General features: G+C 67.9%; 22 protein-coding genes, 2 tRNA genes and 1 pseudogene. 13 read left to right on the forward strand and 12 right to left on the reverse strand.

The features are described from left to right. Window positions 1–103 precede the first annotated feature (103 nt). Complete coding sequence (locus NJ1_RS32235; RefSeq protein ID WP_067702252.1) at window positions 104–733, forward strand: TetR/AcrR family transcriptional regulator; 630 nt, start codon at window positions 104–106, stop codon at window positions 731–733. An 81-nt stretch (window positions 734–814) separates the two neighbouring features. Here NJ1_RS32235 and NJ1_RS32240 read toward each other — a convergent pair whose 3' ends face one another. From NJ1_RS32240 to icmF, 3 genes are all read right to left on the reverse strand, one after another. After that, window positions 815–1,876: an amidohydrolase family protein gene (locus NJ1_RS32240; protein WP_245717683.1), complete on the reverse strand. Its 1,062-nt coding sequence runs from the start codon at window positions 1,874–1,876 to the stop codon at window positions 815–817. 143 nt (window positions 1,877–2,019) lie between these two features. After that, window positions 2,020–2,472 carry a DUF3224 domain-containing protein gene (locus tag NJ1_RS32245; protein WP_281202269.1) on the reverse strand — a complete coding sequence of 151 codons (453 nt, stop codon included), beginning with the start codon at window positions 2,470–2,472 and terminating at the stop codon, window positions 2,020–2,022. Window positions 2,473–2,513: 41 nt separating this feature from the next. Further along, on the reverse strand, window positions 2,514–5,768 hold the full coding sequence (icmF, locus tag NJ1_RS32250; protein ID WP_067702119.1) for a fused isobutyryl-CoA mutase/GTPase IcmF: 3,255 nt from the start codon (window positions 5,766–5,768) through the stop codon (window positions 2,514–2,516). A 198-nt stretch (window positions 5,769–5,966) separates the two neighbouring features. On the opposite strand from icmF, the gene NJ1_RS32255 reads away from it, so the two are divergent. Genes NJ1_RS32255 through NJ1_RS32275 form a run of 5 tightly spaced genes read left to right on the forward strand, consistent with a single transcriptional unit; the run spans window position 5,967 to window position 11,491 of the window. Beyond that, window positions 5,967–7,499 (forward strand): CoA-acylating methylmalonate-semialdehyde dehydrogenase, encoded by a 1,533-nt coding sequence (locus NJ1_RS32255; protein ID WP_067702123.1) that lies wholly within the window; start codon window positions 5,967–5,969, stop codon window positions 7,497–7,499. Between the two features lie 5 nt (window positions 7,500–7,504). Then, window positions 7,505–8,644, forward strand: coding sequence for an acyl-CoA dehydrogenase family protein (locus NJ1_RS32260; RefSeq protein ID WP_067702126.1), 1,140 nt, complete (start codon window positions 7,505–7,507; stop codon window positions 8,642–8,644). Then, window positions 8,641–9,762, forward strand: a complete 1,122-nt coding sequence (locus tag NJ1_RS32265; protein WP_067702128.1) for an enoyl-CoA hydratase/isomerase family protein — start codon at window positions 8,641–8,643, stop codon at window positions 9,760–9,762. Before NJ1_RS32260 ends, NJ1_RS32265 begins: the two co-directional genes overlap by 4 nt. Continuing rightward, window positions 9,759–10,667 carry a 3-hydroxyisobutyrate dehydrogenase gene (gene mmsB / locus NJ1_RS32270; protein ID WP_067702132.1) on the forward strand — a complete coding sequence of 303 codons (909 nt, stop codon included), beginning with the start codon at window positions 9,759–9,761 and terminating at the stop codon, window positions 10,665–10,667. Before NJ1_RS32265 ends, mmsB begins: the two co-directional genes overlap by 4 nt. Further along, entirely contained in the window at window positions 10,664–11,491 is an 828-nt protein-coding gene (locus NJ1_RS32275; protein WP_067702135.1) for an enoyl-CoA hydratase, read from the forward strand. The genes mmsB and NJ1_RS32275 overlap by 4 nt, the downstream gene beginning before the upstream one ends. Before the next feature lie 109 nt (window positions 11,492–11,600). On the opposite strand, the gene NJ1_RS32280 is transcribed toward NJ1_RS32275, so the two are convergent. Together NJ1_RS32280 and NJ1_RS32285 are read right to left on the reverse strand one after the other, a co-directional pair. Next, window positions 11,601–12,647 (reverse strand): Hsp70 family protein, encoded by a 1,047-nt coding sequence (locus NJ1_RS32280; protein ID WP_067702138.1) that lies wholly within the window; start codon window positions 12,645–12,647, stop codon window positions 11,601–11,603. A gap of 76 nt (window positions 12,648–12,723) precedes the next feature. Continuing rightward, complete coding sequence (locus NJ1_RS32285; RefSeq protein WP_067702261.1) at window positions 12,724–13,266, reverse strand: MarR family winged helix-turn-helix transcriptional regulator; 543 nt, start codon at window positions 13,264–13,266, stop codon at window positions 12,724–12,726. 106 nt (window positions 13,267–13,372) lie between these two features. Between NJ1_RS32285 and NJ1_RS32290 the strand changes: the two genes are divergently transcribed. Beyond that, window positions 13,373–13,444 (forward strand) — tRNA-Cys (locus NJ1_RS32290). A gap of 63 nt (window positions 13,445–13,507) precedes the next feature. On the opposite strand, the gene NJ1_RS32295 is transcribed toward NJ1_RS32290, so the two are convergent. After that, window positions 13,508–14,014: an Rv0361 family membrane protein gene (locus NJ1_RS32295; RefSeq protein ID WP_067702140.1), complete on the reverse strand. Its 507-nt coding sequence runs from the start codon at window positions 14,012–14,014 to the stop codon at window positions 13,508–13,510. Window positions 14,015–14,167: 153 nt separating this feature from the next. Here NJ1_RS32295 and NJ1_RS32300 point away from each other — a divergent pair. The 6 genes and pseudogenes from NJ1_RS32300 (at window position 14,168) to NJ1_RS32325 (ending at window position 20,556) form a co-directional block, all read left to right on the forward strand. Beyond that, a pseudogene (locus tag NJ1_RS32300) lies at window positions 14,168–15,188 on the forward strand (iron ABC transporter substrate-binding protein). Window positions 15,189–15,190: 2 nt separating this feature from the next. Beyond that, window positions 15,191–16,756, forward strand: a complete 1,566-nt coding sequence (locus NJ1_RS32305; RefSeq protein WP_067702143.1) for an ABC transporter permease — start codon at window positions 15,191–15,193, stop codon at window positions 16,754–16,756. Continuing rightward, window positions 16,753–17,850 (forward strand): ABC transporter ATP-binding protein, encoded by a 1,098-nt coding sequence (locus NJ1_RS32310; RefSeq protein ID WP_067702146.1) that lies wholly within the window; start codon window positions 16,753–16,755, stop codon window positions 17,848–17,850. Before NJ1_RS32305 ends, NJ1_RS32310 begins: the two co-directional genes overlap by 4 nt. A 108-nt stretch (window positions 17,851–17,958) precedes the next feature. Further along, window positions 17,959–18,309 (forward strand): hypothetical protein, encoded by a 351-nt coding sequence (locus NJ1_RS32315; RefSeq protein WP_157574422.1) that lies wholly within the window; start codon window positions 17,959–17,961, stop codon window positions 18,307–18,309. A gap of 354 nt (window positions 18,310–18,663) precedes the next feature. Then, the gene (locus tag NJ1_RS32320) at window positions 18,664–19,953 is read left to right on the forward strand and encodes a hypothetical protein (protein WP_067702152.1); all 1,290 of its coding nucleotides are present in this window, start codon (window positions 18,664–18,666) and stop codon (window positions 19,951–19,953) included. A 9-nt stretch (window positions 19,954–19,962) separates the two neighbouring features. Further along, entirely contained in the window at window positions 19,963–20,556 is a 594-nt protein-coding gene (locus NJ1_RS32325; RefSeq protein WP_084479082.1) for a TIGR03086 family metal-binding protein, read from the forward strand. A 1-nt stretch (window position 20,557) separates the two neighbouring features. Here the strand turns inward: NJ1_RS32325 and NJ1_RS32330 are convergent, their stop codons facing one another. The 6 genes from NJ1_RS32330 to NJ1_RS32355 all read right to left on the reverse strand — a co-directional run bounded on the left by NJ1_RS32330 (window position 20,558) and on the right by NJ1_RS32355 (window position 24,791). Continuing rightward, window positions 20,558–21,853, reverse strand: a complete 1,296-nt coding sequence (locus NJ1_RS32330) for an alpha/beta hydrolase family protein (RefSeq protein WP_067702155.1) — start codon at window positions 21,851–21,853, stop codon at window positions 20,558–20,560. 156 nt (window positions 21,854–22,009) lie between these two features. Then, on the reverse strand, window positions 22,010–22,402 hold the full coding sequence (locus NJ1_RS32335) for an acyl-CoA thioesterase (RefSeq protein WP_084479084.1): 393 nt from the start codon (window positions 22,400–22,402) through the stop codon (window positions 22,010–22,012). Further along, a complete protein-coding gene (locus tag NJ1_RS32340; RefSeq protein WP_067702158.1) occupies window positions 22,399–22,782 on the reverse strand; it encodes an acyl-CoA thioesterase in 384 nt (127 codons plus the stop codon). The genes NJ1_RS32335 and NJ1_RS32340 overlap by 4 nt, the downstream gene beginning before the upstream one ends. Before the next feature lie 118 nt (window positions 22,783–22,900). Next, window positions 22,901–22,973: transfer RNA gene (locus tag NJ1_RS32345), tRNA-Arg, on the reverse strand. A gap of 112 nt (window positions 22,974–23,085) precedes the next feature. After that, window positions 23,086–23,760 carry a DUF305 domain-containing protein gene (locus tag NJ1_RS32350; RefSeq protein WP_067702269.1) on the reverse strand — a complete coding sequence of 225 codons (675 nt, stop codon included), beginning with the start codon at window positions 23,758–23,760 and terminating at the stop codon, window positions 23,086–23,088. A gap of 50 nt (window positions 23,761–23,810) precedes the next feature. After that, entirely contained in the window at window positions 23,811–24,791 is a 981-nt protein-coding gene (locus tag NJ1_RS32355) for a thioredoxin-like domain-containing protein (protein WP_067702161.1), read from the reverse strand. Window positions 24,792–24,840: the final 49 nt, after the last annotated feature.

The raw sequence follows: 24,840 nt of genomic DNA on the forward strand, positions 1-24,840 counted from the left end.
TGCCATCCGGGCGGATAAATGGTGGCATCTGCCACCATTGGCCGCACCTGCCACCAATTAGGCGCGCGGTGCGGTAATTTGTCAATGTGGACCGGAGGTGGACGTGAGCGCACCGACCCGCACCTGGGGCGGGCGAACCCAGGAGCAGCGCCGGGCCGAACGCCGTCGCAAACTGATCGATACGGCTCTGCGCATCTGGCTCGAGAACGGCTGGGCCGCAGTCACTATGCGTGGCGTGTGCACCGGAGCGGGCCTGAACGACCGCTACTTCTACGAACATTTCGCCGATCGCGACGAACTGCTCGGCGCGGTCTGGGACGAGGTCTGCTTCGAGGTCTTCGGTGAACTCTCCGGCGTGATCGCCGAGCAGCTCGGCAGGGCTCCGCTCGAGATTCTGCACCTGGCCATCGCCCGCGCGGTGACCCTGCAGATCGACGGCCCCGCGCGGATCCTGTTCGGCGATCACGCGGGCAGTCGCATCCTCGAGGCGCGGCGGAGAACGACCCTCACCGACGCCACCGATTTCCTCATCGCCGCCGCCCGCCCGTACCTGCGCCCCGGTGTGGACGAATCCGATCTGCGCATGGGAACCCTCATGGGCATAGGCGGTTTCATCGAACTGCTCACCGCCTGGCGCACCGGCGCGATCGACGCCGACACCGATCGGGTGGTGGCGCACGTGGCGCAGACCGCCGACCTGCTCGGCACCCGATATCTGGCTCTGCCGGACTGATCGGCTCTGCCCGACTGATTGGTTCTGCCCGACCGATCCGCCCGGCATCAGGGCGGGCGAGTCGATCGCTGCGTGCTCGGATCAGAAGTCGTCGACCGCGTAGACGCGCTGTGCGGTGGTGCGGAAGACCTGTTCGAGCGCCTTGGCGTCGGCCCCGTGGTCGGTGAGCGCGGTCGCCACCACCTCGGCGGCATTGCCGATGCTCGTGATCGGTTTGTCCACCGGGAAATTCGAGCCCCACAGCAGCCGATCGGGACCGAACACGTCCAGCGCGTGGTGCAGCATGGGGGACACGCGATCCAGCAGCACCGGGACGGGCGTGGGCTCGCCGCGCGGCGGGACCGGATGGCCGAGGATCGGCATCATCAGGCCGCTCACCTTGGCCACCACATTCGGATGGGTGGCCAGCGCGGTGAGATCGTCGCGCCAGCGCAGGAACAGATCACGTCGCTGCCCCGGATTCTGACCGGTGTGCTTGCCGACCGGCCCGAAAATGCCTGCGGGCGTGGCGAGATGGTTGAGCACGATGGTGGCGTCCGGATAGCGTGAGGCCAGCGCGGTGACCTCGGGCAACTGATGCGAGTACACCCAGGCCTCGAAGGACAGGCCGCGTTCGGCGAGCGCGCCGAAGCCCTCCAGGAACGCCGCGGAGGTGAGTGACCCGGGGGCCTTGTCGTGCGCGCGCACATCCGGATCGGGATGGTGCTCGACGCGGGTGCGGATCCCGCGGAACAGCGGTGAGGCCGAGCGGTGCGCGTCGAGCAGATCGGCGAAACCGGGCGCGGCCGGATCGCCCGCCCCGATGATCGCGCCCAGGGCCGGGGTGTCCACCCCGAAGGGCAGGCTCGCTACCCAGCGCGTTTCCTCGACCGGCCCCAGCACGCCCTTGCCGGTCCACTCCACCTCGATGTGCACGATGGCCTCGACCGGAACGTCCCCGGCGTCGGTGCGATAGTCGGCCGGAAGATACGGCCGGACGAAGGGCGTCGGATCACCGACGAATTCCCGGTCGCGCTTGGGCGCGAGCCGTGCGGCCAGGTCGATCGGCACCGGCACGTATTTGAAGAGCTTCGCCAGCCCGCTGAAACCACGGGGCGTGGTCAGCGGATCCCACTGATGGATGTGCGCATCCACGACTGACATTCCCGCAAGGTCCATGATGTCCCTTCCGCCCGGCTCGGCCTCTGCGGATTGTTCCACGCGGCGGGCCCCGGAGAGCCGGAATCGGACATCGCGCGTCCCGGTGCCCGCCGAACCCGCCGCGGCCGGGCGCCGGGGTCCGGCGATCAGCCCAATTCGTAGTCGAACCAGAGGCGATGGCTGCCGTCAGCGTCCACGGTCATGCCGCCGCCGCCCGTGATGCCGGTCAGCGCGCCGGTGCCGCTGCCGGCGACGATCACGAAGAACTCGGCGACGCGATCCTCGCCGCTGGTGGTGGCCGAGTGCGCGAAATTGAACGCCCCGGCCCGCCCGTTCAGCTCGCCCTCGAAGGATTCCATCGCGACATAGGTTCCCGCGCCGGAACTCTGATCGAACGCCGAGGTGAACAGCGTCGCGGAGCGGCCCACGATCTCACCCTCGAACTGCTTCTCCATCCTGGCGATGCCCACGGGCATCGCGGTGGCGACAGCAGGTTCGGGGACCACATCGGTGGGCACGAACGACTTCACACTGAATGTTCCTCTGGCTTGCACGAGGCGAGCGTAATCACCGGGACCGACAGAGTTTTCGAATTTCATCGAGCCGGGTCCCACAGTGCCCTCGGACCGGCCGCACGAGGTCAGACGTTGCGCCGATACTGCCCGCCCACGGTGAAGAAGGTGTCGGTGATCTGCTGCAGTGTGCACACCCGCGCGGCCTCCATGAGCACCTCGAAGGCGTTCTCGTCGCCACTGGCCGCCGCGGCCAGCCGGGCGAGCATCTCCGGAGCCTCCTCGCGATGTGCGGCGGTGAACTCCCGCACTCGCTGTAACTGGGACTCCTTCTCCTGCGTTGTCCCGCGCGCCAATTCGAGCACCCGCTGCTGTTCGCCGTGCGGATTGCGGAAGGTGTTCACTCCGACGATCGGCAGGCTGCCCTCGTGCTTGCGCCGCTCGTACAGCATCGACTCGTCCTGGATTCGCCCGCGCTGATAGCCGGTCTCCATCGCGCCCAGTACACCGCCGCGCTCGTTGATCCGGTCGAATTCGGTCAGCACCGCCTCCTCCACCAGATCGGTGAGCTCCTCGATGATGAAACTGCCCTGCAGCGGATTCTCGTTCATCGCCAGGCCCCACTCCCGATTGATGACGAGCTGAATCGCCAGCGCTCGCCGCACCGATTCCTCGGTGGGGGTGGTGACGGCCTCGTCGTAGGCATTGGTGTGCAGGCTGTTGCAGTTGTCGTAGACGGCGATCAGCGCCTGCAGCGTGGTGCGAATGTCGTTGAAGCTCATCTCCTGTGCGTGCAGCGAGCGCCCGGAGGTCTGCACGTGGTACTTGAGTTTCTGGGACCGCTCGTCGGCCCCGTACCTGTCCCGCATGGCGACCGCCCAGATGCGCCGGGCCACCCGGCCGATCACCGAGTACTCCGCGTCCATCCCGTTGGAGAAGAAGAACGACAGGTTCGGTGCGAAATCGTCGATCTTCATGCCGCGCGCCAGATACGACTCCACATAGGTGAATCCGTTGGCCAGGGTGAAGGCCAGCTGGCTGATCGGGTTCGCACCGGCCTCGGCGATGTGATAACCGGAAATGGACACGGAGTAGAAATTGCGAACCTCGTTGCGCACGAACCATTCCTGGATATCGGCCATCATCCGCAGGCTGAACTCGGTGGAGAAGATGCAGGTGTTCTGGCCCTGATCCTCCTTGAGGATGTCGGCCTGCACGGTGCCGCGCACGGTGGCCAGGGCGTCGGCGCGCACTCGGGCGGCCTCGGTCGCGGTGGGTTCGCGGCCCTCGGCGGCCGAGAAGCGTTCCAGCGCACGGTCGATGGCCGTATTGAGGAAGAACGCCAGGATCGTCGGGGCCGGGCCGTTGATGGTCATGGAGACCGAGGTGGCGGGCGCGTTCAGGTCGAAGCCGTCGTACAGCGCCTTCATATCGTCCAGGGTCGCGATGGACACGCCCGAGGTGCCGACCTTGCCGTAGATGTCCGGCCGCTCGGCCGGATCGTGCCCGTACAGGGTCACCGAATCGAACGCCGTCGAAAGCCGCTTGGCGTCACTGTGTTCCGAGAGCACCTTGAAGCGCCGGTTGGTGCGGAAGGCGTCGCCCTCACCGGCGAACATGCGGGCGGGGTCCTCGTTGTCGCGTTTGAACGCGAAAACTCCGGCGGTGAAGGGGAACCGTCCCGGCAGGTGCTCCGCGCGCAGGAACCGCAGCAGCTCACCGTGATCGGTGTAGCGGGGCAGCGCCACCCGGGGAATCGAGTTGCCGGACAGCGTCTCCCGTCGCAGCGCCGTTCGGATCTCCCGGTCGCGCACGCGGATCACCTGTTCCTCGCCCCGGTAGGACTCGGCGATCGCCGGCCACTGGGCGAGCAGGGTGGTGTTCGCGGGCGTGAGATCCTCGCGCGCGCCCCGCAGCAGGTCTTCCACCGCTGCCCACGCGGGTGAAACAGACTGGTGTGCAGCCGAATCGGCGTCGGCGCCATCGGGCAGTTCGGCCAGTACCGCCTCCAGCCGCTGGACCCGCCGCGCGGCCTCGCACTGCTGTGCGGTGTCCGCGTGATAGTCGCGCACCGCCGCCGCGATCTCGGCCAGATACCGCACCCGCGCGGGCGGAATGATCTGCGCGAAACGGGTGGAGGCGCGGGTGCTCACCGTGGGCAGCACCCCCGCTTCCAGGGGAAGTCCACGCTCGCCGAGCAATCCGGTCAGATGCTGATAGAGGGCGGTGACGCCGTCGTCGTTGAAAGTGGCCGCACTGGTGCCGAATACGGGCATATCGTCGGGTGAGGCGTGGAATTCCTCGCGATTGCGCACCAACTGCCGCGACACGTCCCGCAGCGCGTCCTGCGCGCCGCGGCGCTCGAATTTGTTGATGGCCACCACATCCGCGAAATCGAGCATGTCGATCTTCTCGAGCTGCGACGCCGCGCCGAACTCCGGTGTCATCACATACAGCGCCACGTCGACGTGCTCGGCGATGGCGGCATCACCCTGTCCGGTACCGGGTGTCTCCAGGATGACCAGGTCGTAACCCGCTGCCTTGCAGGCGTTCACCATCTCGTCGATACCCACCGGAACCTCACGCGCGCCGCGGGTGGCGAGCGAGCGGAAGTACACCCGCTCGCCGTCCAGGGAGTTCATCCGAATGCGGTCGCCCAGCAGCGCGCCGCCGCCGCGCCGCCGAGTGGGATCCACCGCAAGCACAGCCACCCGCAGCTTGTCCTGCTGATCGGTGCGCAAGCGCCGCACGAGTTCGTCCGTGAGAGAAGACTTTCCGGAGCCACCGGTGCCCGTGATGCCCAGTACCGGCACCGGCCGGGTGGCCGCGGCGGCCCTCAGCGCCGCCAGATCGGACTCCGGCAGGGTTCCCTGCTGCAGGCAGGTGAGCGTGCGCGCCAGTGCCGCCCGGTCGCCGCTGAGCACCGCCTCGATCGGTGCGGGCGAGTGCGAAAGATCCACGTCGCACTCGGAAATCAGCTCGTTGATCATTCCCGGCAGCCCCAGCCGCTGGCCGTCCTCGGGCGAGAAGATGGTCACCCCGGCGGCCCCGAGCCGTGCGATCTCCTCCGGGACGATGACTCCGCCGCCGCCGCCGAAGATTCGGACGTGCCCCGCCCCGGCCTCCTTCAGCGCGGTGGCCAGATATTCGAAGTACTCGATGTGCCCGCCCTGATACGAGCTGACCGCCACGCCCTGCACGTCCTCGGTGACCGCCGCGTCCACGACCTCCTGGACCGCGCGATTGTGCCCGAGATGGATGACCTCGGCGCCTTGGGATTGCAGGATCCGCCGCATGATGTTGATCGCGGCGTCGTGCCCGTCGAACAGCGCGGCCGAGGTCACGAACCGGACGGGGTTCACGGGAACGTGCAGATCGGGCATGGCATCCTCCGGAGGGACCCGAGTCGGTTGATATACCGATAGTAGGACGTCAAATTAATTCCGGCGTGAGATCCGCCACAGTGTTCGCGCCTAGAAATACTTGGATGTCCAACTATATGGTGACCGAAGACCGACCGCGCGGGATTCCCGTGAGTCGCCACACCACGAGCCCAGCGGGCGCACGAAGACAGGACTGGCATGGTTCGCGAAATCACCCACTTCATCGGTGGACAGCACGTCGCCGGCACCTCCGGTCGCTTCGGGGATGTGTTCAATCCCAGTACCGGCCAGGTGCAGGCCCGCGTGCCGCTGGCGAGCAAGTCCGAAGTCGAGGCCGTCATCGCGAACGCGGCCGAGGCTCAGCTGGTGTGGGCCGCGTACAACCCGCAGAAGCGCGCCCGGGTCCTGATGAAGTTCCTGACCCTGGTCCAGGACGAGATGGATTCGCTCGCGGCGCTGCTCTCGGCCGAGCACGGCAAGACCATTCCCGATGCCAAGGGGGATATCCAGCGCGGGCTCGAGGTCATCGAATTCGCGGTCGGCATCCCGCACCTGCTCAAAGGTGAGTACACCGAGAGCGCGGGCACCGGCATCGACGTGTACTCCATGCGTCAGCCGCTCGGCGTCGTCGCGGGCATCACGCCCTTCAACTTCCCGGCCATGATCCCGCTGTGGAAGGCCGGACCCGCACTGGCGTGTGGAAACGCCTTCGTGCTCAAGCCGTCCGAGCGCGACCCCTCGGTGCCGCTGCGCCTGGCCGAGCTGTTCCTCGAGGCCGGACTGCCCGCGGGCGTGTTCAACGTGGTCAACGGTGACAAGGAAGCCGTCGACACCATCCTGAACGACGAGCGGATCAAGGCCGTCGGCTTCGTCGGCTCGACCCCGATCGCGCAGTACATCTACGAGACCGCCACCGCCAACGGTAAGCGCGCGCAGTGCTTCGGCGGCGCGAAGAACCACGCGATCGTCATGCCGGACGCCGACCTGGACGACGTCGCGGACCAGCTGATCGGAGCGGGCTACGGCTCGGCCGGCGAGCGCTGCATGGCCATCTCGGTCGCCGTTCCGGTCGGCGAGGAGACCGCGGATCGCCTGCGCGAGAAGCTGATCGAGCGCATCGCCAAGCTCAATGTCGGACTCTCGGACGATCCGGGCGCGGACTTCGGCCCGCTGGTCGGCCGTGACGGCGTGGACCGGGTGAACAACTACGTGCAGATCGGCGTGGACGAGGGCGCGGAGATCGTCATCGACGGGCGCGGCCTGGTGGTCGAGGGCGGCGAGGACGGATTCTTCGCCGGCGCAACGCTGTTCGACCGCGTGACCCCCGAGATGCGGATCTACAAGGAAGAGATCTTCGGTCCGGTGCTGGCCATCGTGCGCGCCGCGGACTACGAGGCGGCGCTGCGCCTGCCGAACGAGCACGAGTACGGCAACGGCGTGGCCATCTTCACCCGCGACGGCGACACCGCCCGCGACTTCGCCGCACGCGTACAGGTCGGCATGGTCGGCATCAACGTGCCGATCCCGGTGCCGATCGCCTACCACACCTTCGGCGGCTGGAAGCGCTCCGGCTTCGGTGATCTCAACCAGCACGGGCCGGACTCGATCCGCTTCTACACCAAGACCAAGACGGTGACCCAGCGTTGGCCCTCCGGCGGAAAGGAATCCGTGTCCTCGGGCCGCTCCGCCGGTTCCGCGGCCAACGCGTTCGTCATCCCGACGATGGATTGACGGACATGTTCGTTCTCGACGACGACGAGAAGGCGATCACAGACACCGCCCGCTCCTTTGCCGACGAGCTGCTCGCCCCCAACGCGCTGGAATGGGACGAGCACAAGCACTTTCCGATCGATGTGGTGCGCAAGGCCGGCTCGCTCGGCATGGGCGGCATCTACATTCGCGAGGACGTGGGCGGCTCGGGGCTGCGGCGCCTGGATGCCGTGCGCATCTTCGAGCAGCTCTCGACCGGCTGCCCGGCCATCGCCGCCTACATCTCCATCCACAATATGGTCGCGTGGATGATCGACAGTTACGGCGACGAGGCACAGCGCAATCGGTGGCTGCCCGGCCTGACCTCGATGGATCTGCTCGGCAGTTACGCGCTCACCGAACCGGGCGTCGGGTCCGACGCGGCCGCGCTGAGCACCAGGGCCGTGCGAGACGGTCAGGACTATCTACTCACCGGCGTCAAGCAATTCATCTCCGGCGCGGGCTCCACCGATGTGTACGTGGTGATGGCCCGCACGGGAGACGGTGGCGCGCGCGGCATTTCGGCGTTCATCGTGCCCGCCGACGCCCCCGGCCTCTCCTTCGGCGCGAACGAGAAGAAGATGGGCTGGAACGCGCAGCCCACCCGGCAGGTCGTGCTGGACGGCGTGCGGGTGCCCGCGGGCAACCTGCTCGGCGCCGAGGGCAACGGCTTCCGGATCGCCATGAACGGGCTCAACGGCGGGCGCCTCAATATCGCCGCCTGCTCGCTCGGCGGCGCCCAGGAGGCCATGGATCGGACCGTGGCGTATCTCGGGCAACGCAAGGCCTTCGGGTCCAGACTGCTGGACAACACGGCCCTGCAATTCGAGCTCGCCGATATGCGGACCTCGCTCGAAGCGGCCCGCACGCTGCTGTGGCGCGCCGCGGCGGCCCTGGACGCGGACGCCGCGGACAAGGTCGAGCTGTGCGCCATGGCCAAGCGTTTCGCCACCGATGCGGGCTTCGAGGTGGCCAACAAGGCCCTGCAGTTGCACGGTGGCTACGGTTACCTCGCCGAATACGGGATCGAGAAGATCGTCCGCGACCTGCGGGTGCATCAGATTCTCGAGGGCACGAACGAGATCATGCGGGTGGTTGTCGCCCGCTCGGTGGTGGGAGCAGCATGAGCGACGCACGAGGCACGGTGGAACCGGAAGTCTTGATCGACAAGCGCGACGGCCTCGGCCTGATCACGCTGAACCGGCCGAAGGCCATCAACGCGCTGAATCATCCGATGGCCCTTGTCATTCTGGACGCGCTGCGCGAGTGGGCCACCGACGACGAGGTGAAAACCATCGTGCTCACCGGCGCGGGAGAGCGCGGGCTGTGCGCGGGCGGCGATATCGTCGCCATCCACACCGACGCGAAGAACGCTGTCGCGCACCGGGATTCGGCGCACACCGCCGCCGACTCGCCGAGCGGCCGGTTCTGGCGCGACGAGTACATCCTCAACGCGCTCATCGGCCGGTACCCCAAGCCCTACGTGGCGATCATGGACGGCATCGTGATGGGCGGCGGCGTCGGCCTGTCCGGCCACGCCGGGCATCGCGTCGTCACCGAGCGCTCCATGATCGGCATGCCCGAGACCGGCATCGGCTTCGTCCCGGACGTGGGCGGCACCTACCTGCTCTCGCACGCACCGGGTGAGATCGGCACCCATATCGCGCTGACCACGGCGCGGATGAATGCCGGTGACGCCATCGCGGCCGGATTCGCCGACTACTTCGTGCCCTCGGAGCATCTGCCCGCACTGCTCGAAGCCCTGCGCGGCAATACCGCCGACGTGGCCATCGCCAAATTCGCGCAGCCCGCGCCCGTGTCGGACTTCGCCGCGCAGCGGGAGTGGATCGACTACTGCTACAGCGCGGACACGGTCGAGGAGATCGTGCACCGCCTGCAGCACGACGGCCGCGCCGAGGCCGCGAAAGCCGCCGCGGATGTGCTGGCGAAATCGCCTGTCGCGCTGAAGGTCACGCTGCGCTCGCTGCGCAGCGCACGCACCGCCGAGAACCTCGAGACGGCGCTGAACCAGGAGTACCGGGTCTCGGTCGCAGCACTGAGTACCCACGATCTGGTCGAAGGCATTCGCGCCCAGGTCATCGACAAGGATCGCAACCCGCAGTGGTCTCCCGCCACCCTCGCCGAGGTCACCGAGGCCGAGGTGGACGCGTATTTCACCGAGCTGGGCGATCGCGAATTGGGCTCGGCCGCACCGCAGGCCGTCATCGTGAAGGACCGTTCATGAGCACTACCGTCAGCAAGAAGGTGGCCTTCCTCGGCCTCGGGCACATGGGCGGCCCGATGGCCGCCAATCTGGTCAAGGCCGGATACGAGGTGCTCGCCTTCGATCCCGTTCCGGCAGCACAGGATCAGGCCCGCGAGGACGGCGCGACCGTCGTGCACGACGCCGCCCGCGCCGTCGCCGACGCCGATGTCGTGATCACCATGCTGCCCAACGGTCGCATCGTGCTCGACGTCTACGGCGACATCCTGTCCGCGGCCGCGCCCGGCACCCTGTTCGTCGACTGCTCCACCATCGACGTGGCCGACGCCAAGGCGGCGGCGGAACTCGCTGCGGCAGCGGGACATCGGGCCGTGGACGCACCGGTCTCCGGTGGCGTCGCGGGCGCCGCGGCGGGCACGCTCACCTTCATGGTGGGCGGCGCGGAGGCCGACTTCGCCGACGCGCTCCCGCTGCTGGAGGTCATGGGCGGCAAGGTCGTGCACTGCGGCGGCGCGGGCGTCGGCCAGGCCGCCAAGGTGTGCAACAACATGATCCTGGGCATCTCCATGATCGGGTTGTCCGAGGCCATCGTGCTCGGGGAGAAGCTCGGCCTGAGCCACGACAAGTTCTTCGACGTGGTCTCCACCGCCTCGGGCCAGAGCTGGGCTCTGACCTCGTACTGCCCGGTTCCCGGACCGGTCCCGACCAGTCCGGCCAACAACGACTACCAGCCGGGCTTCGCCACCGCGCTGATGAGCAAGGACCTCGGTCTGGCCGCCGGTGCGCTGGCGGCCAACGGCGTCGACGGGCAGATCGGTCAGCTCGCCGCGCAGATCTACAGTCGCTTCAACCAGGACGAAGCGGGCAAGGATTTCTCGGCTATCGTCACCGATATCCGTAAGCGATCTGGAGGAGAACGAGAATGACGGCATCGCAGGGCGATTCATCGGGTGATGGCGGCCGGGTGACGGGCGGGCGTGACTTCGAGACCATTCTGCTGGAGCGCAAGGGACGAGTCGCCCTCATCACGCTCAATCGGCCGAAGGCCCTCAACGCCCTCAATTCCCAGGTGCTGACCGATATCACCGCCGCCCTCGACGAGCTCGAGAACGACGACGAGATCGGCGCGGTCGTGCTCACCGGGTCCGAGCGGGCCTTCGCGGCCGGCGCGGACATCAAGGAGATGCAGAGCAAGTCCTACATGGACATGTTCCTCACCGATCACTTCGCGGGCTGGGACCGACTTGTCGCCTTCCGCAAGCCGATCATCGCGGCGGTCGCGGGCTACGCCCTCGGCGGCGGCTGTGAGCTGGCCATGATGTGCGACATCCTGCTGGCCGCGGACACTGCCAAGTTCGGGCAGCCCGAGATCAAGCTCGGCGTCATCCCCGGTATGGGCGGTTCGCAGCGCCTCACCCGCGCGGTCGGCAAGGCCAAGGCCATGGATCTCATTCTCACCGGCCGGAACATGGATGCCGAGGAGGCCGAGCGCGCGGGGCTGGTCTCGCGCATCGTCCCGGCCGCCGAGCTGGTCGCGACCGCGCTCGAGGTGGCCACCACCATCGCGTCCATGTCGCTGCCGTCGGTGATGATCGCCAAGGAAGCGGTCGACCGCTCCTTCGAGGTCACCCTGACCGAGGGACTGCGTTTCGAACGCCGGGTCTTCCACTCGCTGTTCGCCACCGAGGATCAGAAGGAAGGCATGAACGCCTTCGTCGAGAAGCGTCCGGCCGCCTTCGGCAACAAGTAGTCGTAGCGGTAAGCGAAGGGCCGGGGTAGATCCCGGCCCTTCGTCATGTCCGGGGTTGCCATGTCGGGGTTTGTCATGTCGGGGTTTGTCATGACCCGGGGGCTGTGGCCTACCCGTGTCTCGGGGGCCCCACCACTTCCACGGTCGGTGGTTTTCCGTCCGTGTGATCGCCGGTCTCGCGGTCCATGGCCAGCGCGCCGACGATCGTTCCGCCCAGCGTCGCCGTCACAGCTACCGCAGCCACGAGTTTGCGCCGCGACACCGGTTCGTTCGACGAGGTGCGGCCCAGGCCGAGCGGAGTGAGTCGCACACTGCGCACCCGGCGCGCGGACGGGCGTTCCGCGGCCAGCAGCACCGCACCGCGCGTCGAGACGAACTCGGGTTCCGGGTCGTAGATCATCGGCAGGTCGAGCTGCTGTTCCAGCTCGTCGCGAATGCTCTTGTTCCTGGTGCATCCGCCCAGCAGGGCCATGGCCGTGGGCCGGACCCCGGTCTCCTCCATCATGTGCCGGACGAAGGACGCGGAGTGATGGATCCCGGCCTCGACCAGTTCGGCGAAATCGCTGCGCGTGATGACCGCGCGCTGTCCGGAGATCGGATCGCAGACCGTCAGCACCCGATCGGTGGCGAGCATTTCCTTGTAATGGCGGGTTGACCGCATATCCACGGTGACGCCGCCGCGCACCAGCAGCCAGCGCAGCAGCGCGTCGTGGCCCTCCCCGCAGAGCACGGTGCTGCGTTTGGTGGCCAGGACCGCCTCGGTCCGGCAGTCGATCTGCGTCAGGGTCAGGCCCGAGGCGCCCAGGTCGTACAACAGGATCGAGCCCTCGGCCGGCAATCGGCCGGTGAACTTGAGATATCGCAGCTGCGCCACCGGTTCGTCGATGACCGTGAGGCGATTGCGTCCCGCGGTGGTGCGAATGGCCTCGGCCTGGGAGGAACAGCGGCAGGTCACGGCGATACCGGTAATGAATTCGTCGCGCTTGGCCGCGGACTTCCGCATCAACCGGATGGCCTCGAAAACCGTGTCCTCCACACCGTTCTCGCGACGTCCCACCCGGCATCGATCGATCGGGGGGAGATGCGGCTGGTCGGAGTGGGTGAGCATGGCACGTGCACCCCCTGCGCCCGCCGAGACCCCGAGGACCAGCACCATGGCCTCAATGGTGAACCCTTTGCGTCCCGAATCCAAGGGAATGACGCAGGAAATTGGCTGACCGGATGCTGGACGGTTACTGCCCGGCCCATCGGGTGGGGGAGCCACCTGTATCGAAATCGCCTGCCGATTGCCGGAACTCCGCCAGCAATTCCAGCAACAATTGCAAACGTTCCGGCGGCAGGCTCGTCTCGGCGAAGACCTGCCGGTTCAACTGAATGGTGGCCTTGGCCACCAATTCTCTTCCGGCATCCGTTATTTCGATCAGCGTCGCGCGCCGGTCACTCGGATGCGGCACCCGCTTCACCAGCTTCGCCGCCTCGAGCCGGTCCACCGTATTGGTCACGCTCGTCGGATGCACCTGGAGCCGGGCACTGGCGACCGCCATCGGCAGCGCGCCCGTTTTGCTGAACCCCAGCAGCATCAGTAGCTCGTACCGCGAGAACGTCAGCCCCGACGGCTTCAACGCCTCGTCCACCCGGGCCATCACGATCTGCTGCGCCCGCACCAGCGAGGTGACCGCCGCCATCCCGTCGGCGACCTCCCCCCACCCGTGCTCCGTCCACTGACGATGCGCCTCCTCGATCGGATCGAGCGGCAGGGGACGTGGCCGAGACATGCCCCCGATCATCGCACGCCCCCGCCCCGCCCCGGCCGCCCGAAAGAAATCACGGTGATTCCAACCCTGTCCCGAGGTGTCGGGCCCCGGCACTATGTACAGCAATGCGGGTGTGTCCGAGGGGTTTAGGAGCAGGCCTGCAAAGCCTGTCACGCGGGTTCGAATCCCGCCGCTCGCTCTCGAGAAAGACTGTGCCCCCTGTGAATTCACAGGGGGCACGGTCGTGTGCGGACTCGGCGGCCTAGCGGGCGTCGGAGGAGCAGACTTTCCAGGTGCCGTCCTCGTCGCGGAGGTGTTCGGCGGTGGTGGTGGGCTTGTCTTGCGCGCCTGGGAGTTTCAGGGTGCCGATCGTGGTGGCGGTGGCGCGGTCACCGGTGACGATGATCTGGTCGATGGAGGCGACGTCCATGGTGACCTTGCCCTGGTCGGATGCGGTGCGCTGGGCGGCGGGGAGGGCGTCGAACTGGGCCCGGTCGGCGGCGCAGGCCTGGGTGAACGCGATCGACGGGCCCTGGGCGGCGAGGGTGGAGTAGAAGTCGCGGATCGAGGACTCGATGCGCTGGGTGTCGGTCGGGGTGTCCTTGCCGGTCATGGTGACGGCCAAGGCGGTACCGCCGCCGATGACGGCTACGGCCAGCACGCTCAGGCCGACGAGCAATCCGGTGCGGCGGGATCCCCGATGTTCGCTGGAGGCTTGCTGTTCCGAGTCGGATGCGCTGTGCCGTTGTCCGTCGGTCGGGAAGGTCATCGAATTCCTGTCGAGTCGAGCCACCACTGAATGTCCGCAGATTACGGCAAATCCATTGCGATTCGGTGGGGTGGCCGACCTGCGACTTCCCGTTGGCGGTAGGTTGGTTAGCCAATCCTCAGCGGTGAGGGTAGGCGTGTCGAAAGGACGGTCATGACGGCGGCCCCATGGAAATTTCTGTCCGGTGCGATCGCGGCCATCACGCTGTTGGGGGTGACGGCCTGCTCGAACGCGTCCAAGGACGAGAACGAGATCCTGGTCTACAACGCCCAGCACGAATCCCTCACCAAGGAATGGGCCGACGCCTTCACCAAGGACACCGGCATCAAGGTGACCCTGCGCCAGGGCGGTGACACCGACCTCGGTAACCAGATCGTCGCCGAGGGCAAGAACTCGCCCGCCGACGTCTTCCTCACCGAGAACTCCCCGGCGATGGCGCTGGTCGAGAACGCCGGCCTGTTCGCCGACGTCGACCCGGCCACCCTGGCCGATGTGCCCGAGCAGTACCGCCCCTCCACCGGCAAGTGGACCGGAATCGCCGCGCGCTCCACGGTTTTCGTCTACAACACCGGCAAGCTGCCCGCCGACCAGCTGCCCAAGTCGCTGCTGGATCTGCAGCAGCCGCAGTGGAAGGGCCGCTGGAGCGCGGGCGTGTCCGGCGCGGACTTCCAGGCCATCGTGGCCGCCCTGCTGGCGCTGAAGGGTGAGGACGTCACCAAGGCCTGGCTCAAAGGCATGAAGGACAACGCGATCGCCTCGCAGAACAATGTCACCACCATGAAGGGCGTGAACTCCGGCCAGTTCGAGGGCGGCGTGATCTACCACTACTACTGGTACCGCGATCAGGCCGCGACCAAGGAGAGCAGCGGCAATACCGCGCTGTACTACTTCAAGAACCAGGATCCGGGCGCTTTCGTCTCGATTTCCGGTGGCGGCGTGCTGAAGTCGAGCAAGAAGTCGGAGAACGCCCAGAAGTTCCTGAGCTTCATCGCCTCTCGCAAGGGGCAGGAGGTGCTGCGCGACGGCACCTCGATGGAATACCCCGGTCTCGGCGAACGTCGCGGCCAATCCGGCACTGCCGCCGTTGGATTCGCTGGACGCGCCTAAGATCGACCCGAGCAAGCTGGATGCGAAGAAGGTCACCCAGCTGATGACCGAGGCCGGTCTGCTCTAGCCATGGCTGTGCGCACGGCTGCGGCGAACCGGGCCGGTCTCTCCGGGGTACGCAGGCCCGGATTTCTCGTCACGATCGCCGCCCTGATTCTGGTGGCGGCCACCTTCGTGCCGCTGGGCTACATCGTGACCACGCTGTTCTCGACCGGCTTCCACGAGACCGCGGAACTGGTCTTCCGGCCCCGCGTCGGCGAATTGCTGCGCAATACGGTCGCTCTGGTGGTCATCACCGTTCCGGTCTGTCTGGTCGCCGGAATCGGACTGGCCTGGATCGTGGAACGCACCGACGTTCCCGGAGCCACGTGGTGGGGCCCGATCTTCGCTGCGCCGCTGGCGGTTCCGGCGTTCGTCAACTCCTACGGCTGGGTCAGCGCGATTCCGTCACTGCACGGACTGTGGGCGGGCGTGCTCATCGCCACCATGTCCTACTTCCCGCTGGTGTACCTGCCGGCCGCCGCCACCTTGCGCCGGCTGGACCCGGCGGTGGAGGAGTCCGCGCGGGCCCTTGGCTCCGGCCCGGTGCGGGTATTCCTGCGAATCACGCTGCCGCAGTTGCGATTGGCCATCCTCGGCGGCGGTCTGCTCATCTCGCTGCACCTGCTCGCCGAATACGGCGCCTTCGCCATGATCAGGTTCTCCACCTTCACCACCGCGATCTTCGAGCAGTACCAGTCGAGTTTCGCCGGACCGGCGGGCAGCACCCTGGCCGGCGTGCTGGTGGTGCTGTGCCTGGTGCTGCTGGCCGGTGAGGCGGGCCTGCGCGGCACCGCCCGCTACGCGCGGATCGGCGCGGGCGCACCGCGCGCGGCGACCCGGGTTCGACTGGGCCCGGCGAAGATTCCGGTCTTCCTGCTGCTGTGCGCCGCCCTGGTGGCCGCGCTCGGCGTCCCGCTCTGGACCATCGTGCGCTGGCTGCGCAAGGGCGGGAGCGCGGTCTGGCAGATGGCCGATATCGGCGAAGCGCTCGGCCAGACGGTCGGATTGGCGGCCACCGCGGCGGTCATCACCACCCTGTGCGCCTTCCCGGTGGCCTGGATCGCGGTGCGCTCCACCTCACGATTCGCGCGAATCATCGAGGGCTGCAACTACATCACCAGTTCGCTGCCGGGCATCGTGATCGCGCTGGCCCTGGTGACCGTGACCATTCGCTGGCTGCCCGCCGTCTATCAGACGGCCGCGACGGTGCTGGCCGCGTACACGCTCATGTTCCTGCCGCGCGCGCTGGTGAGCGTGCGTTCCGGGCTCGCGCAGGTGCCGGTCGGGCTGGAGGAGATGTCGCAGGCGCTGGGGAAATCCGGGTTCGTGACGTTCTTCCGGGTCACGCTGCGCCTGACCGCGCCCGCTGCCGCCGCGGCGGCGGCCATGGTGTTCGTGGCGGTCGCCACCGAACTCACGGCCACACTCCTGCTGGCGCCCAACGGCACTCGCACCCTCGCCATGCGGTTCTGGTCGCTGTCCAGCGAACTGGACTACGCGGCCGCGGCGCCGTACGCGCTGATCATGATCGTCACGGCGGTGCCGGTCACCTATCTGCTCTTCACTCAATCCAGGAAGGCGGCGGGAGTATGAGTCGTCTTGTCGTAGAGAACGTGTCGAAGTCGTTCGGGGGAGCGCGGGTGCTCGACGGCATCGACCTCGAGGTGCCGCACGGCAGCGCCACGGCCGTGGTCGGTTCGTCGGGCTGCGGGAAGACGACGCTGCTGCGGGTCATCGCGGGCTTCGAGCACCCCGATTCCGGATCGGTGACGGTCGGGACGAAAAGCGTTACCCGCGAGGGCTTCACGCTCGCGGCACACCGCCGCAATATCGGATACGTGGCACAGGACGGCGCGCTGTTCCCGCACCTGACCGTCGGTCAGAACATCTCCTACGGCTTGAACGGCGGCCTCGGTGCGAGCCGCCGCCATCGTGCCCGGGTGAGCGAACTGCTGGACATGGTGTCGCTGGACGCGTCCTACGCCGATCGCCGCCCCCACCAGCTCTCGGGCGGCCAGCAGCAGCGGGTGGCGCTCGCCCGCGCGCTGGCCCGCAAGCCCGAACTCATGCTGCTGGACGAACCCTTCAGCGCCCTCGACACCGGTCTGCGTGCCGCCACCCGCCAGGCCGTCGCCGACACCCTCCGGGCGGCGGGAATGACGAGCATCCTGGTCACCCACGATCAGGAGGAGGCGCTGTCCTTCGCCGACCAGGTCGCTGTCATGTGCACCGGCCGATTCACCCAGGTCGGCAGTCCGGAACAGGTCTACGCCACCCCCGCGGATCTGTTCACCGCCGGATTCCTCGGCGACACAGTGCTTCTCGACGCGACAGTCGGATCCGGGACCGCCGAGACCGTGCTCGGCCGGATCCCGGTGCAGCCGGGCGCGCCGCTCGGCGCGGGCGCGGTGATGATGCGCCCGGAACAGCTGCTGGCCCAGGTGGTCACCAATGGCGACTCCGGCTGTGCCACCGTGCGCGCCTTGGAATTTCGCGGCGCGGACGTCATGCTCACCCTCGATCTGGACGGTCGGGCCGAGCCCATCCAGGTCCGCCGCGTCAGCATCGCCGCGCCCGTCGTGGGCGATCGCGTCGATCTCGAAGTGCTCGGCGCCGCAGTGGCATTCAGTTCCGAGCAGTGCGCGGTCGCGGCCGACGGCGAGCGCTCGGCCATGACGAGCGTCTAGCATCCGGTGCGCACCACGCCCGCACCCCGAATCTGGCTGTACCCCCGGGTGAGCACCTATATTGGCGCGAAGGCGATGTCCTCGCCTCGTTCGATCGAAGGAGATCCGGTGCGCCGCACGCTGTTCCTCATGTCCGTTCTCGTCGCCTCGCTCGCCTCGGCCCCGCTGGCCGCCGCGCAGCCGCCGGCCGACAGCGCGGTAACGGTGCGGGCCGGGTTCGGTCCGGAACAGTTCCCGATCGCAGGCGTCTCGGCCGATGTCACGCCGTGCGCGGGCGGCGCCGCGGTGCCGGTGACCACCGGCAAGGACGGCTCGGCGACCGCACCGGTCGCCGCGGGCTGCTACCGCGTGCAGGTCGCGACCCCGTCCGGCTGCACCCTCGACGGCGACGCCACCCAGCAGGTCACCGCGATCGCGGGCATCACCCCGATCGCGAGCTTCCGCTTCCGCTGCGCGTAGCGGAACGTTCTCCGGCAGGGTTCGCGCAGGCAGCGAACTCCGGTGCCTGCCCCGGGAACCGCTCCGCGGATGCCGATGCGATAACGAGAAGTGCCTGGTACCCGCACGACGGCCGGTCGGGTACACGAGCCCATCCGTATGTATTTGCAGTGGGTGTGCAAGAGCTCACTTTCGAGAGCCTGCCCGAAACGTCGCTGTTAGCCTCGATAGGGGAAAAGCTGATTCGTAGTGCGTTAGCGCGAAGGGCGTCGATCACCGAGGGAAGGTGACGATATGGGCGCGAGGTTCGCGTTTGCACATCCTCACGGCCAAATATCGATATCGAATATTCGCCGCCACGCAGGCATCATCGAGGTGGCCGCGGCGTTTCTGGGCGCCATGGTCGCCGGTTTCCTGCTGATGGCTCCGCTCGATCTGGGCAGGACCGCGGAGGGGTCGGTGCTGCAGCTCGATCTCATGGTGCTGAACATGCCGCGCGCGGCCGCCGCCGGTGCGGTGTTCGCCGTCGTCACCGCGGCCCTGGTCATCGCTCTCGGTAAGCGCACCGCCTGGGTCGTCGCGCTGTGCAGCGCCGCGGTGCTGCTGGTCGATCAGACCTGGAATCGCGATGCCGTCGAAACGGGATCGATGACCACGGTCAATTACATCGATTCGATCTTCAGCGGAATACTCCTGGGCGCACTCGCCGTCGCGGTATTCGGCAAGCGCAGAGCGAATACCGCGTTTCTCATCGGCGCGCTGTCGAGCATCGTGATCGCCGATCTCACCTCGCTGCCCGCGCCCGGCGGCGCGGCCCCCTCGGCCATCGAACGAGCGTCGAGCGGTTCACCGTCGCTGTGGCTGCTGTTCGGCGCGGTGGTGGCATTGGCGGTGGGCGTTGCCGTGCAACGGAACGAGTCGACGCTCGACGACGAGAACGCCGACCTGCCGATAGGCCCGATCTTCGCGGCATTGCTGCTGGTCACATCGACCGCTGTGGTCACCGAGTGGTTCGTCAGGCACGCGGGGACATCGCTGCAACTGGCCGCGGCGACCGTCGTGATACTCCTGGCCGCGGGTCTCGCGGCGCTGTTCCTGCCGGGCCGCGACGGAACCCTGGTCCTGCTGGCCGTGGCCGTGGCGAACGCGGGCAGCGCGATCGTCGCGGTGCCACGCCCGGACTGGACCGAACCGCTGCCGCTCGTGCTGATCATCGCGGGCCTGTACGCGGGTCGCCGCTGGCCGACGCCCCGTCTGGCCATCCTGGGCATCGCGGCGCTGTCGGTGTTCGCGGCGCTCACGGCCGGCATCGGGCGGCAGAACCAGCTCGTCCCGATCATCGGAATCACGGCGGTCGGACTGCTGATCGGCTACAGCTTCGGTGTGGTGACCCCGCGTGCCGCGCCCAGCGTGATGGCGGCGATCGCGGTGCTGCTGGTTCCCTGTCTCGTCGTCGCGGTGCGCGGCAGCGGCTTCGGCCGCATCGCGTACTCGCCCCGCTGGTACCGGGCGGTGGATCAGACGGCCTCGGCGGTGCCGGGCTGGACGGCGCTGGCGGTCACCGCGGGCTGCGGGTTCGGGATTTATCTGCTGTACCGGCTGCGGCCCGAGCACAGCACCTCCGCACCCCTGGAAATCGCTCGGAGACCTGTGCCGCAGGGCTAGTCTGAGCCGATGGCGGACAAGTCGACCGTGGACCCGACCGTTGACCTCGTGGAGCGGGCGGTGGCCCAGATGGGCGAGGTCATCGCCGCGATCAGCCCCGATCAGGCGCACTCGCCCACCCCGTGCCAGGACTGGGACGTGGACCAGCTGATCGGCCATATCGCCGGGCAGATTCTCGGCAGCTTCGCCGACTCCGCGCGCGGAGAGACACCGGACTGGGCGGCCGAACCCGAGGACATCGGCACGGACTGGGCCGAGGAATTCCGGGTCAGGTCCGCGCCGCTGCTCGCGGCCTGGCGCAGCGCGGAGCTGGATCGGCTGGTGCCGGGGCCCGGTGGCGAGGCTCCGCTGCGCGGACGCGCGTCGCAGCAGATCGCCGAATTCGCCATGCATTCCTGGGATCTCGGCCGCGCGACCGGCCAGACGCTCGATCTCGATCCGGAGCTGGCCGAACACGCGCTCGACTGGTCCCGCTCCATGCTGCGCCCCGAATATCGCGGCGAGGGAAAGACTTTCGGACTCGAGGTGCCCATCTCCGCGGACGCCCCGGTCTACGACCGGCTCGCCGCCTGGTTCGGGCGCGATCCGGGCTGGAAGGCCTGACCTACCGGCCGAATCGGGTGTTCACCCAGTCCAGGGCATCCTCGAACGAGGCGTCCAGCACGCCGCGGTGATCGGCCTCCGGATAGCCGCGGTACTGCACCGGGCGTCCGCCCATGCGCTGCTGGGCGACCATGGCATCGGTGGCGAGGGCGGGCACCGTGGTGTCGGCCCGTCCCTGCAGCACCAGCAGTGGTTGTGTGAAAGCCAGTGTGCTGGGGTCGTTCTCGTTCAGGACGCGGGTCAACGCGGTGAGGTCGCCGTTGGGGGAGAAGACCTCTCCGGCCTCCAGCCCACCCCACTGATCGGGCCGGCGCAACTGACCGATGCAGCCGGTATCGGCGAGCGCCACCATGGAATCGGCTCGGGGAGTGAGGAATCGGGCCGGATCCACGGCGTGCACCGTTTGCGCGCCGCGAATGATCAAGGGCAGGAACGAGGTCGCGCCACCGGTGAACGAGGACGCGCTGTTCGCCGAGCCGGCCGAGGTCGCCGCCTGCGCCGCCTGCAGCCCGAGGCCCTGGTGGGAGGCCGGGGCCAGGGCCACCGCGCCCAGTAGCTCCAGTTCCGGCGCCCACTGCTGTGCCTGCGCGTCGGCGAAGATGGCGGCCTGGCCGCCCTGTGAATGCCCCATCGCCACCCAGCGGGTGCCGATCCTGTTATCGATTTCCCTTGCGGCCCTTGCCATATCCGTCACGGCGCGCTGCTCCGCATTGCCGATCAGATAGCCGTGCGAGCCCTGGGTGCCCAGCCCCTGATAGTCGGTCTGCGCGACCGCGTATCCGGCCGCCACCCACTTGGCCTGCACCCGCCGCACCAGCGAGGTGTAGTCGTGCGCCGGATACTCCTCGGAGGTGTCCATCGACGGCGCGCAGATATCCGAGACGCCCGTGGTGCCGTGCGCCCAGGAGATCAGCGGCCAGCCGCCGGGCGGCGGCGTTCCCTCCGGGATGGCCACGGTGCCCGATACCGCGACGGTCGCGCCGCGCGGATCGACCGAGCGATACAGCACCAGATAGTTCCGCGCCCCGGCCACGCCGGGATCGCCGGTGATCGAGCGCAACTGGATCACCGAACCGGTCCGGCCCGGAACCCGGTCGTCGTCGGGCAGATAGAACGATTGTTCCGGGGCCTCGTCGATGACCCCCGAGATCGGCATGACGGGCGTGGCGGTGGCGCTCGACGCGGTCGAGGCACCGACGGTGACACCGGTGACGGTCGCCGCGACAACAGTGGCGATGCGTCCGGGTAGCCGTCTGCGAGTGGACAGCGTTCTACGCGCGTTCTCGATGCCCGACATGCCAAGAACATACCGGTCTGTCCGAATTTTGAGCGGCAAGGCGAGGCCGATGCGGACCATACCGAGACCTGCCCGTGAGCAGCACGTCGCCGGGAAATAATCGGTCCGTCCACGGGGCGGGCGGGAGCGCGTATTCCGTGCGGCGCGCTGCCGGTGTCAGGCTCCCTCTGCCACCAGGCCGGAGAGGTAGTCGCGTTCGGCGGTGGTCAATGGGCGGGGTGCGCTGTCCTGCGTCGCCACCAGTGTGGAGGTGGCCGACAGATACAGATGCTCGTCGTCGCGCACCTCGTGGGCCAGAGTGAACGAGCTGGTGCCCAGCCGGGCGACGGTGGTGGTCACGGTGACCGGCGCGAGCCGGAAGACCAGCGGCATGCGATAGCTGAGCCGCTGATTCGCCACCACGACTCGCCATGGGGTGGAAGCGGATTCGTGCCGGGTGAGCAGGTCCGCGCGGGCTTCGTCCAGATACTGGGCGAACACCACATTGTTGAGGTGACCCAGCGCGTCCATATCGGTGCGCCGCAATTGGATGTCGTAGGAGTGCGTCACAGGCTCAGCCCTTCCAGCAGGGTGCGATCGCTCCGGCTCAGCGTCCGCGAGCGCTGGGTCTCGGTGTCGAACGCGACCATGGTGCAGGTGGCCGTCGAATACAGCACGTCCTCGTCCCGGATCTCCTGCTGCAGCGCGAACGACGACCCGCCCACCTTGATCACCCATGTCTCCACCCGCACCGGATGGGTGCGATACCGCAGCGGCACCCGGTAATCGATGTCCATCTGGGCCACCACGCTCGACCCACCGAAATCCCGCGACCAGAACAGATCGATCCGCGACTCCTCCAGATACCGCAGATGAGCCGCATTGTGCACATGCCCGTCCGCGTCCATGTCGGACCAGCGCAGCGGGCACAGATAGAGGTGTCGGGCCATCCGGCATTCATACCAAGCCCGATCCGGCGGCCTCCGCGCGAGGCGTCCCAGCGGGGGAGCGACCCCGGCAACGAACAAGGCCCCGACCGGAACCCGGTCGGGGCCTTGCTGTTTCGCGTGCCCTCGGCAGGAATCGAACCTGCGGCCTTCTGCTCCGGAGGCAGACGCTCTATCCCCTGAGCTACGAGGGCGGGGATGGTCCCGTCCGGTCTCCCGGTCGGGCGGGGAAAGCGTATCGCATTGGGTGCGGTGCGCCAAAAACCTCGGCGGACCGGGCGTTTTCGGCCCGGTGCGCCGAGGTGGTCAGAGCGGGAGGGGGGATGCGCCGCGGGCGGCGAGCATCTTGGTCATCAGGTCGGCCTCGCTGGTCTGGGTCTTGACCATGGAGTCCGCCAGGGAGCGGACCGCGTCGGTGTCCGCGCGCTGGGCGGCGTACTCGATCATCGGCAGACCACCCTGGTGGTGGCGCAGCATGAGCTGCAGGAACAGGGTGTCCAGGGCCGGACCGCTGGCCCCGCGCAGGGCGGTGAGCTCCTGTTCGGTGGCCATTCCGGGCATGGTCTGCACCGCACCCGAATGCGCGGCCGTGCCGCTCTGATGGTGCGAGGACATGTCCGTCATCCAGCCCATGTAGCCGTCGGGCGCGATCAGCGGCTTGTCCCAGAGCTGCAGCCAGCCCTGCATCCGGCCCGCCTGATTGGCCTGGGTGGTGAGGATGTCGTAGGACAGGCGCTTCACATCCGGATCGGTGGTGCCGGCGAGCGCGACACCCGACATCTGCACCGCCTGGGCGTGATGCACCGACATGTCCTGGGAGAAGCCCACATCCACCGCACCGGGCTCGGTCCGGGATTGACCCAGCGGATTGCCCACCAGGATTCCGGCCGCGAACCCGAGCAGCACCACCGCGATCGCGCCGAGCACCAGCAGTGCGGGCTTCTGACTGCGCCGATCCTGCTGCTGCTCGGGCTCTGCCATCGAATCCTCCGGATCGCTGCGGTCGGGCACATCGGACACGAAAGGCGGCATTACTGCGTCGGCGCCGGCTGCTCGGGCTGTTCCGCCGCGGGACCCTCGGTCGCCGGCGGAATGGCCGGAATACCGCCGGGCAGACCGGACGTGCCGTCCGGCAGGCCGCTCAGACCGCCGGGGAGACCCGAAATGCCGCCCGGCAGACCGGAAATGCCACCGGGCATGCTCGGCGCACCGCCGCCGCCCAGCTCGGACGGATCCTGGGTCAGGCCCTTACCGTCCATCGGCACCGCGTCCGGTCCCGGCGCGCTGGCGTCGAACGGCGGCGGGTTGTCGGAGCTGAAGGTCGGGTTGGCGCAGTCGGCGCCGACCTCGGGGTAGGCGTACTGGTTCAGGCGCAGCGCGGTGATGAATTCCGTCACACGCTTGTCATCGGCCTTGTCCAGCTTCAGCTGGTGGCCCCAGGACTGCAGGGCGATCGGCGAATCCAGGCCCGGGTACGGCGACATCAGGCTGTACGGCTTGCCCTCGACCTTGGACTTGAGCAGATCGATCCCGCTCTGGTCCACCTTGTCCGGGTTGTAGGCGATCCAGATCGCGCCGTGCTCCAGCGAATGCACGGCATTCTCGGTGCGGATCGCCTTGCTGTAGACGACGCCGGTGCACGCCGCCCAGGAGCCGTCGTGCGGTCCACCGAACGGCGGGGCCTGGTCATAGGCCACCCGCTGCGTCGAGGCCACGTGCAGACCGGCCGGGTATTCCTTCTTGACCACTCCGGAAATCTTGTCCGAAGGATCCTTCTGCTGCGCGCTCGGCGTGAACTTGTCCAGCTCGCGTTTGTCCTGAATCTTCGGCACCAGCACCCAGGCGATACCGCCGATCAAGGCGACCACGACGGCGATCGCGCCGATGGTCATCCAGGGGATCTGACGCTGATTGGGGAGTTTTCCGCCCTTGCCGCCCTTGCGGGTCGCGGTGGCGGACTTACCCGCAGCCTTGATGGCCTTGGCCGACTTGGCACTGGTACTGCTCGGCATATCTAGTTGCGCTCTCTTCGACGTGTCGGACAATCAAGCGATGCGGCCC

It is taken from the genome of Nocardia jejuensis NBRC 103114, from assembly GCF_001613145.1.
Taxonomy (GTDB): Bacteria; Actinomycetota; Actinomycetes; order Mycobacteriales; family Mycobacteriaceae; genus Nocardia; species Nocardia jejuensis.